This is a genomic window from uncultured Algibacter sp. (genome assembly GCF_905480415.1).
GTDB lineage: Bacteria > Bacteroidota > Bacteroidia > Flavobacteriales > Flavobacteriaceae > Algibacter_B.
In genome coordinates this window covers 1-9,401 of sequence record NZ_CAJQQI010000189.1, presented here as the reverse complement: position 1 = coordinate 9,401, position 9,401 = coordinate 1, and the positions used below count along the sequence as shown (strand labels likewise).

8 protein-coding genes and 1 pseudogene are annotated in these 9,401 nt (G+C 32.5%); 1 reads left to right on the top strand and 8 read right to left on the bottom strand.

The window, feature by feature from the left end; all coding sequences use genetic code 11:
• Positions 1 to 10 precede the first annotated feature (10 nt).
• The 8 genes from QZ260_RS12775 to QZ260_RS12740 all read right to left on the bottom strand — a co-directional run bounded on the left by QZ260_RS12775 (position 11) and on the right by QZ260_RS12740 (position 9,125).
• Positions 11 to 1,861, bottom strand: a complete 1,851-nt coding sequence (locus QZ260_RS12775) for a trypsin-like peptidase domain-containing protein (protein ID WP_295986882.1) — start codon at positions 1,859 to 1,861, stop codon at positions 11 to 13.
• Positions 1,862 to 2,182: 321 nt separating this feature from the next.
• Positions 2,183 to 2,431, bottom strand: coding sequence for a hypothetical protein (locus tag QZ260_RS12770; RefSeq protein WP_295986879.1), 249 nt, complete (start codon positions 2,429 to 2,431; stop codon positions 2,183 to 2,185).
• Positions 2,432 to 2,797: 366 nt separating this feature from the next.
• Positions 2,798 to 4,204, bottom strand: a complete 1,407-nt coding sequence (mnmE, locus tag QZ260_RS12765; protein ID WP_295986877.1) for a tRNA uridine-5-carboxymethylaminomethyl(34) synthesis GTPase MnmE — start codon at positions 4,202 to 4,204, stop codon at positions 2,798 to 2,800.
• Between the two features lie 5 nt (positions 4,205 to 4,209).
• Positions 4,210 to 5,049: a S1-like domain-containing RNA-binding protein gene (locus QZ260_RS12760; protein WP_295986874.1), complete on the bottom strand. Its 840-nt coding sequence runs from the start codon at positions 5,047 to 5,049 to the stop codon at positions 4,210 to 4,212.
• Between the two features lie 276 nt (positions 5,050 to 5,325).
• On the bottom strand, positions 5,326 to 5,664 hold the full coding sequence (locus QZ260_RS12755; protein ID WP_295986872.1) for a DUF2853 family protein: 339 nt from the start codon (positions 5,662 to 5,664) through the stop codon (positions 5,326 to 5,328).
• Positions 5,665 to 5,761: 97 nt separating this feature from the next.
• The gene (locus tag QZ260_RS12750; RefSeq protein WP_295986870.1) at positions 5,762 to 7,522 is read right to left on the bottom strand and encodes a thiamine pyrophosphate-binding protein; all 1,761 of its coding nucleotides are present in this window, start codon (positions 7,520 to 7,522) and stop codon (positions 5,762 to 5,764) included.
• Between the two features lie 50 nt (positions 7,523 to 7,572).
• On the bottom strand, positions 7,573 to 8,700 hold the full coding sequence (locus tag QZ260_RS12745) for a chorismate-binding protein (protein ID WP_295986866.1): 1,128 nt from the start codon (positions 8,698 to 8,700) through the stop codon (positions 7,573 to 7,575).
• A 2-nt stretch (positions 8,701 to 8,702) separates the two neighbouring features.
• Positions 8,703 to 9,125, bottom strand: coding sequence for a PaaI family thioesterase (locus QZ260_RS12740; protein ID WP_295986864.1), 423 nt, complete (start codon positions 9,123 to 9,125; stop codon positions 8,703 to 8,705).
• 51 nt (positions 9,126 to 9,176) lie between these two features.
• On the opposite strand from QZ260_RS12740, the pseudogene QZ260_RS12735 reads away from it, so the two are divergent.
• A pseudogene (locus tag QZ260_RS12735) lies at positions 9,177 to 9,401 on the top strand (esterase); the annotation flags it as partial.

Here is a 9,401-nt window from a genome sequence, read left to right as displayed (position 1 = left end):
AGTAGTTTTTTCATTTTACTTTTATTAAAACTACATATTTAGAAATCTCTTTAATTTGCTCACTAAGAGTTAATGATTCTAATTTAGTGTTTGAAGGCAAATCAATACTTTTAGGAAGTACATCGATGAGGTTTAATACATAACTCGATTTAATTGTATAACCAACATTATCTGCAACTTCCTTACTAATTCCAGAGGAATTTATTCCCAAGAAATTTCCCTTGTCATCAAAAAGTGGACCTCCACTATTACCTCCTTGAATAGGTGCAGTAATTGTGTATGTGGTTATGTCATCATCAAAACCTGATTTAGCACTTATTATACCATCTGTTATCTTTATCTCTTTACCCATTAAGGATAGTGCTAGTGGATAACCATAGGCATAAACCTTTGTGCCAACTTCAGAAGAGCGCGTTTTAAAATTGTATGGTAAGTTATTAAGACCATCAAAGTTAATATCAAATATTTTAATAATTGCCAAGTCATTTACTTTATCTGATTGAACAACCTCAGCATTAAACTTTTGGGCTTTATCATTCAAAATAAACTCTACTTCAATATCGTTCGCATCCTCAATTACGTGATGGTTAGTAACAATATAACCCGATTTTGAAATTATTAAACCTGAGCCGTTTCCAAACCAATCATCATTTTTATTTGATTTAATCTCAATATCAGCTTCTCCAGCGGGGAAAAGTTTTACAAAAAATGAGTTGTTTTCATTTTCATAATTTATTATTGTAGCAGAATCATTTAACACAGCCTCAAATGAAAAATAGGTTAACTTTAAATTTTCTCTGGCATTGCGTTCATAATAATCATCTGCTTGATTTAATTTATACCGGTCACACCAAAAGCCAGTACAGCTCCAAGTGTACCATTTAAAACTGTAAAAGTTTTTAATTGATGTCTGCTCAATTTCAGAAATTATATTACCCTCTTCCCACCAATGGCATTGGTCGCAAAAAGCACTCAAAATATATGCTTCATAACCATCATTTTTTTTAACTATTGAAATCTTGTATTCATTATCCCCCCCCGAAAGCTTATAAATTCCTTCAAGCCTTGTCAATTTATTTCCTTTATTTTTGAAAAAGCTTTTCATTTTCTCCTCATCCATTTTTTCTTCAGTTGAGGGTAATAGGTTTCCTTTATTATCTATTATTTTGGAAGATATTAGCTTTCCTGATTTATATGATAAATATGTTGTTGTTGATCCATCAAGACTTGTTTGTTCATAGACTCCATCAACAATGCCTTCGCTTGATTGTTTCACTTTTACGTAAATCTTTAAGGGATTATTCCCCTGAGATAATTTTCCGGTTTTTACTTTTTCAATGGCATCTTTCGATTGAAGAAAAACAATAGTATTATATATGTTTTCTACTGTAATTTTTTTAGTTTTTTTAGGGGAGGGATGATAATAAAATACATCTTGAGTATCAAAAACACCTTTATCATTAAACCGTATTACATTATTTAAATAACCATCGTTAAAAAATGCAAGACTACTATTTGGCGAATAAGTAGAGTTTTTTATATTTTGTAGGTTTAATTTTGATATTTTTCCTGCTAACGATATATCAAAATAATAAGGCATATATTTACCCCACGATTTATATTTTTTTAAACTCTTCTTTTTCTTTAATAAAATAGCAATATTGTCATTAGAGCTCCATCTAAGATAATATTCCGTATTTCTTGGTGCCTCATAGCTTTTTTTTATTTGATCACTAAAATTTTGATAAAGCACATTATAATCTTTATCCATTAAAATCACTTTATGTTTATGATTATACCAATCAGATTGCCCAAAACCCAAAACAGGCGCAATCAATAACAAGAGAAATAGTTTTTTCATTTTTTAGTTTTAGATAATAGTGAGTACAGTAAAATGCCAATTGATGCTATAAGAATAAATATTGAACCTCTCACATATCAAAAATAATAAATCTATTGTAGGTTTCAGGGTTGGTTACATAAAAATAATCTTATACCTAATGCGTTTAATGCCCTACTATGTTTAAGCACCCCTTTTTTATAGTGTAGAATAATGTGTAATTTTTTAGGGTGTCCGTTTAGTTCAGTTACCTTTTTTAGGGTGTTACACGTTGCGCAGTTTTGTTGATTGTTTTCTAATGATTTGATTGAAGATATACACTTAATCCCTAATAGATTCATTTTAAGTCAATTCAAGATATATTCCCTCTATCTTATTGTTTAATTCATCCATTAAATCATTCTTTACTATTTCAGTTTTCTGAATGTTTCTAATCTTTGAATTTAACCTTGAGTAATATTCTTTATGGTGAAAGACATCCTTTGCTTTAAGTTCTAATAATAACCTTTGAACTTCTTTAGGATTTCTTCTTACAAGTGCGTTGAATATACTTGTTTCTACATCTTTTGGGGATTTAATATTATTTGCCATAATCTTAATTGTTTTTGAATGTTTCTGTATTTGTTGATAGTAACCATACCAGATATGTAATAGCTTCTTAAATAGTTCCTCAGTGCCTAAATCTTTCACATATAATCTATTGTATTTAAGGTGTCTTGGAATATATCTGTGGACAAATACACCCTTGAACCTTTTTTTACCTTTCTTAATTTAACTTTCATATTCTGACACTATTTTCTGACACCTATGTGTCATAAAGTGTCATACTAAATAAATTTATGACACTATTGTGACATAAAATTACTAAATAATATCCAATAAAAAGAAAATAAATTATTGGTTTATATGGTTAAATTCAATGAAAATAAACAATTAGATAATGAAAGGAAAGTAAGATTACTTGCCAATACAGAAATTAGCAAAAATATTACCCAATAAATCATCATTGGTTATTTCTCCAGTAATTTCTCCAAAGTGGTACAAGGCTTGTCTAATATCTATAGCTAATAAATCGCCTGATAAACCAGACTCTAATCCTTGCTTAACTTTATCAATTTCTTCAAAAGCTTTTAATAACGAATCATAATGACGAGAATTGGTAACAATAGTATCGTTATTTCTCAATGCGCCAGTATTCACAAAACTGAGAAGTTTTTCTTGCAGCGTATCAACGCCAATTTTATGTTTTGCAGATAATGAAATAAAGTGAGACCTTTCTACTGCGCTCAAGGTGACATCTAATTTTGATTTATCTTCTTCAGAAAGTTTATCAATTTTATTGGCTATGATTAGAAGCGGTTTTTGCGGATACTTATTTTTTATTTTTTCTATTTCAACCTTAAATGTTGAACTTGAGGATTTAAAATCGGAGGCATCAAACAAATAAATAACAACTTGAGCTTGATCTATTTTTTCAAAAGTTCTCTTAATACCAATACTTTCAACCACATCTTTAGTTTCTCGAATACCTGCGGTATCAATAAACCTAAAACCTATCCCTCCTATCGAAATTTCATCTTCTATGGTATCTCTAGTAGTTCCGGCAATTTCTGAAACAATGGCCCGCTCTTCATTTAAGAGGGCATTTAAAAGCGTGGATTTCCCAACATTAGGTTCTCCTACAATCGCCACAGGAATACCATTTTTAATCACATTACCAACAGCGAACGAATCAATCAATCGTTTTAAAACAAAACGAATACGTTCCACCAAGTCTTTAAATTGAGATCTATCTGCAAACTCAACATCTTCTTCAGCAAAGTCTAATTCTAACTCTATTAAAGATGCAAAATTTAAAAGTTCCTCACGAAGTTTAGCGATTTCAGAAGAAAATCCACCGCGCATTTGTTGCATCGCAATTTGATGAGAAGCTTCATTATCACTAGAAATTAAATCGGCCACAGCTTCGGCTTGAGATAAATCTAACTTCGCATTTAAAAAAGCACGAAGTGTAAATTCTCCAGCAGTAGCCATTCTACAACCTTTCCTTAGGAATAATTGAATAATTTCTTGTTGAATATAATTGGAGCCATGACAGGACACTTCAACTACATCCTCCCCAGTGTACGAATTAGGATTTTTAAAAACAGATACTAAAACCTCGTCTATAGTTCTTTCTCCATCAATAATATGCCCTAAATGTATGGTATGTGTTTTTTGTTTGCTTAGTGATTTATTAGATTTAACCGATTTAAAACACGAATCTGCTAAAAGTATGGCATCCTTTCCTGATAGTCTAATCACGGCAATGGCACCTGCACCAGATGGTGTTGCTAAAGCTACAATGGTGTCTTGATGTATCATGAAGTCTATTCTCCTTGAGCTAGATAAATACCATCAGGCTTAATTTCTATTAAACGCTGTCTATACAAAGTTCCAACAGCTTTCTTAAAGTTTTTCTTGCTCATTTGCAAAGCGTTTTTAATAGCTTCGGGGCTCGATTTATCCGTAAGGTTTATAAACCCATCATTATCTTGTAACTCTTGCATAATCTGCTCTGCATTTGGTTCTATATTTCTAAAACCAATTTGTCCTAAGGCAATATCTAGTTTATTACCAGGTCGCACTTTTTTAACAATCCCTTTTAGTTTATCACCAATACTTAAATCTTTAAAAATACTGTCTTTATAAATTAGTCCCATGTGTGTTTTGTTCACAATCACATTCATACCAATATCAGACGGGTGAGACACGATCAAATCAACTTCATCAAATTCATTAACGGTTAATTCTGTATTATCCAAAAAACGGTTCGTTTTACTTGAAGCTACTAACCTATCGGTTTTCTCATCCAAATAACAATGCACCAAATACCAACCACCAGCTTTCATTTTAAAAGCTTGCTCACTAAATGGGCAAAACAATTCTTTTACTAAACCCCAATCTAAAAAAGCACCAAAATCCGTTGTTTGGTTGCAACGCAATAACGCAAATTCACCACGCTTAATATATGGCATATCCGTTGTTGCAACAGGGCGCTGTTCATTATCCAAATACACAAAAACCTCAAGCTTATCCCAAATTTTAAAAGACTCTGGCACATAACGGTTTGGCAATAACACCTGGTTATCTTCATCATCAATCAAATAAGCACCGTGGTCCGTTTCACGAAGTATTTCTAGCGTATTTATTTCCCCTAATTTTATCATGGTGCAAAGGTAACAATTTTTCAATCGTACACTACCTTTACACCCATTCAACTTAATACTTATTTATAATTTTTATTTTGGGCGCATCCCTATCGGGTCGGGCTATCACTACTTGCTGCCTCCTGCGTCGGCGAGCTCAAACATACCGTTCTATCCCTTACGCAGGCAATCGAAGCCACGTAACATTAACACTATCTTAATTTTTTTTCCGAATTTGAAAATTAAAAAAAAAGCGCTACAATGAAGTAGCGCTTTTTACTTTATGTAATCTGAGTTCTAATAAATAGACTCTTTACCAAAATGTTTAGTAAGCATGTAGTAAACTACTGCTCTATATTTATTACGGTTAGATTTACCATATGTCTCCATAACAGAAGCAATTCCTGCATCTAATTTAGGGCCATCACTTAATCCTAATTTTTTAATTAGAAAATTGTTTTTTACAGTTGCAAGCTCTTTGTCATCTGATCCTGAAACAGTTGCAGCATCCTTATTATAAATAGATGGTCCACAACCAATAGTAACTTTAGTTAATAAATCCATGTCTGCGTTAACGCCGCATTTGTCTTTTAAATCGGTAGCATATTTTGCAATAAGCTCATCTCTTTTACTCATAATGATTTCGTTTAATGTGTTAATAAAATAGTTGAAATAATAGCTCTCTTAAAGATAACTAATTTTTTGACACAACTATTACTTAAAAGTCACTTATTTATCTAATAAAATCAAAGTAATTCAACAGCACTTCGTCATTAATTTGCTTTGGTGTAAAAATCTCTAATAATTTAGGCCGATCTTCTTCTGAGTAAAATGTTTCTAATGATGATTTTAATGTATTTTCATCTGAAACCGATTCATAATTAATACCATACATCTTACACAAATGTTCTGCTGTTAAATGATGATTCGTTTCAAAATATGTATCAAAATTCTCGGTGTTTTTATGTCCAGGTAAAATCCTGAAAATACCACCACCTTGATTATTCACAATTACAATTCTGAAGTTTTTAGGAATGTAATTATTCCAAAGCGCATTACTATCGTATAAAAAGCTCAAATCTCCCGTTATAAATAGCGTTGGTTTTTCATTAGCTACAGCACAACCTATAGCCGTAGATGTACTTCCATCTATACCACTAGTTCCTCTATTACAAAACACCTCAATGGTTTTATTTATTTTGAACAGTTGTGTATATCGTATTGCAGAACTGTTTCCAGATTGTAAAATATAATGGTCTGGAATCGATTTTAAAACAGTGTTAAACACCGAAAAGTCTGAAAATGGAATAGTCTCCAAATACGCTTTATGTTTTTTAAGACGATGTTGTTTAACGGCTTCCCAAGTGTCTTTGTAATCACTCGTTACGTAATGTGTCACTCTTGGTAAAAAAGCCTCAAAAAATGCGTTAGGCGATTTTTTAAAATGAGTGTCTAAACAGAAAAACGTATCGTTAGCCGTTTTATTATCAATATGCCAGTGGTGTTCGGGCCGGAATTTTCGCAATAATTGCTTAATCTTTTTTGAGACAATTAAACTGCCGAAAGTCACAAGAATATCGGGACTTAATTGCTGTTTTTCTTCTTCTGATAGTGGCGCTATCAGTTGATCAATACTCTTAAAAAAACTTGGATCATGCAAATTAGATGTCGTTTCAGTAAGTACAATAACACTATCATCTTTAGCCAATTCATCCAACCACTTATTTTCTATTTGGTTAGGGTTATTCATACCAACCAAAATCATCTTTTTGGAGGCCGTATTCCAATCTTCTAAACAGGACTGCAACACATAATCTTGAATGGCTTCTTGTTTTATAGTAACATCAATAATTTCTGGAGATACGGTTAATGTGTCAACAGTTTCATATAGCGGTTCATCAAAAGGCACATTAATATGCACCGGTCCATTTTTAATTCTAGCCAAATTAATGGCTGCATTTATTTCTGTTTCATTGTGCGTTTGTATGTCTTTTTGCAAACCCAATAAACGCTCAAATTTATTTTCTAAATTTTTAAAAATCGGCAACTCTTCATGCTCAGGAACATTTTTTTCGTCTTTTAAATCCAGCTTTAAATTAGCCGCATATAAAATATGATTTTCAAAAACATTTTTCTGGTTTATGGTTTGCCCATCTCCTATTCCAATTAAGTGTTTGGGTCGGTCTGCAGATATAACTACTAAAGGAATATCGCTATAAAAAGCCTCTGCCACTGCTGGGTAATAGTTTAGTAAAGCACTCCCCGAAGTACACACCACAGCAGTTGGTTCTTTTAATCGCTGTGCAATTCCTAAAGCAAAAAATGCGGCACAACGCTCATCGACAATACTGTAACATTTAAAAAAGGCATCATTGGTAAAACCTATGGTTAAAGGTGCATTTCTGCTACCAGGAGAAATAACAATATGTTGTATGTTTTTCGCTTTACAGAGTTGAATAACAGTTTGAGCGAGCAAAATTTTTGGGTAAATCATTTAGCAATTTTGTGAAACAAAAATACAAAATAGCTTAATAAAACGAGTTACTATAAAATAGATTTAATAACTAACGATTTTGACACCGTTTCTTCCCACTCACTTTCAGCGTTGGAGCCTTCAGTAATACCGCCACCAACGTAGATAATTGCTTGCTGGTTTTTAAGTTGCATGCATCGTAAATTCACATACAATTGCGTGCTAGTTCTACTTACAGCATAAGCTCTGTTTTCAATGTTGCGTCTTCCAGAACGCGGTGCAATAGTAGTTTCACAATTTAACTCGCCTAAAAATCCTGTATAGAATTCGCGATTATAATCTTCGTGTTCTAAAATGAATTGTTTTGCAGATTCCTTTGGTAATCCACAAACCGCAGGTGTTGGATGCAGCACTTTAACAACTTGTTTTAATGGCGTATCTGGTTTTAACTGAGCAGAAATCATGGTTTTTAAATGCACCAAATTACCAGCCTTTACCGTTGCAACATCTGAAACCTTAAAGCTATCCACCGATGGTTTTAAGTTGTCAACTATAAAATCAGTAACGAGCTGTTGTTCTTGTTTTTCTTTGTTTTGCCAAACCACATCTAAACTACCTTTATAATCTTGCGTGCCTGCCAATGCCATGATTGAAAACCGATTGCCTTCAATTTTTATTAAGGTTTCTGGCGTGGCGCCCAACCATAAGCCAACTTTAGGATGATACCAACAATATACAAATGCCGATTTATAACGCTCCAAAAGTCTTTTAAAAATAGAAATAGGATTAGTTTCAGAAAGGTTTACAGTTTCCTGTCTAGACAACACCACTTTTTTTATATCTGAAGTATTAATAGCTTCAACACCTTGTTTTACCCGGTTTATATGTGCGTTTTTAGAATCTATAGAAGCTGAATTGATAATCACATGTTCTTCTACAGGCTCAGTATCACTCTCAATATTCACATGAGATACACCAATAATTTCAGAAATGGCATCAGGAATTAAAACCGTTTTTTCAATAGCATCAAACGGAGAAAACACAAACCCTTTTTCGGTAAAGTCTACTGTGAAATTTAATTCAGCATTACTTTGTAGTCGTGCACTTAGGTTTTGTTGATGTGGTTTTCTATAAACTATAAAAGGAAGTTCATCATTAAAATGCGCTTCAATACGCTCAAAAAAGTCGTTTGAAGTCATGCTTATTTTTTAGGTAAAGAAATGGTAGACAACCTACAAATAGAAATTAAATTTTCTGCCTCATCGGTAACACGAATATCTAATAACTGAGTCGTTCTTCCTTTATGCACAAATGTTGCCTTAGCATACACAAAGCCTTCTTTTACACTCTTTAAATGATTCGCAGTAATTTCAATACCTCGAATAAAAAATTTATCGGTATCCATAAAAACATGCGATGCAAAACTACCCACACTTTCCGCTAAAGCAACTGTAGCGCCACCATGCAAAATACCATCTGGCTGATGTACTCTCGGAGTTACAGGCATCCTCGCTACTAAAAAATCGTCGCCATAATCTATAGCTTCAATATTTAAGGTTTCCATTAAAGTGTTTTTAAAGGCTTTATTGGCTTGTTCCAAAACATCTTTTTTAGATAATTGCATAGAATAGTGTATTTTTAAAATCACTAACAAAAATACAAAACATAAGCGTAAATGGGTTCAGAAGAAAAAGAAATATCATATACTATAACCAACTCATATTCTACCCTAAATACACTTACCAAAGCCACTAAAAATGTTTGGTTTGTTTGTCATGGTATGGGTTATTTAAGTCGGTATTTTTTAAAATATTTTAGAGGATTAAATACAGACGAAAATTATATCATTGCGCCACAAGCAGCTAGCAAATACTATATGAAATCTGGTTTTAAACACGTT

What these genes read in the sequence shown, in the direction of transcription:
- QZ260_RS12770 (WP_295986879.1), bottom strand. Translation starts at nt 2,431, where the DNA reads ATGGCAAATAATATTAAATCCCCAAAAGATGTAGAAACAAGTATATTC.
- mnmE (WP_295986877.1), bottom strand. Translation starts at nt 4,204, where the DNA reads ATGATACATCAAGACACCATTGTAGCTTTAGCAACACCATCTGGTGCA.
- QZ260_RS12745 (WP_295986866.1), bottom strand. Translation starts at nt 8,700, where the DNA reads ATGACTTCAAACGACTTTTTTGAGCGTATTGAAGCGCATTTTAATGAT.
- QZ260_RS12755 (WP_295986872.1), bottom strand. Translation starts at nt 5,664, where the DNA reads ATGAGTAAAAGAGATGAGCTTATTGCAAAATATGCTACCGATTTAAAA.
- QZ260_RS12760 (WP_295986874.1), bottom strand. Translation starts at nt 5,049, where the DNA reads ATGATAAAATTAGGGGAAATAAATACGCTAGAAATACTTCGTGAAACG.
- QZ260_RS12775 (WP_295986882.1), bottom strand. Translation starts at nt 1,861, where the DNA reads ATGAAAAAACTATTTCTCTTGTTATTGATTGCGCCTGTTTTGGGTTTT.
- QZ260_RS12750 (WP_295986870.1), bottom strand. Translation starts at nt 7,522, where the DNA reads ATGATTTACCCAAAAATTTTGCTCGCTCAAACTGTTATTCAACTCTGT.
- QZ260_RS12740 (WP_295986864.1), bottom strand. Translation starts at nt 9,125, where the DNA reads ATGCAATTATCTAAAAAAGATGTTTTGGAACAAGCCAATAAAGCCTTT.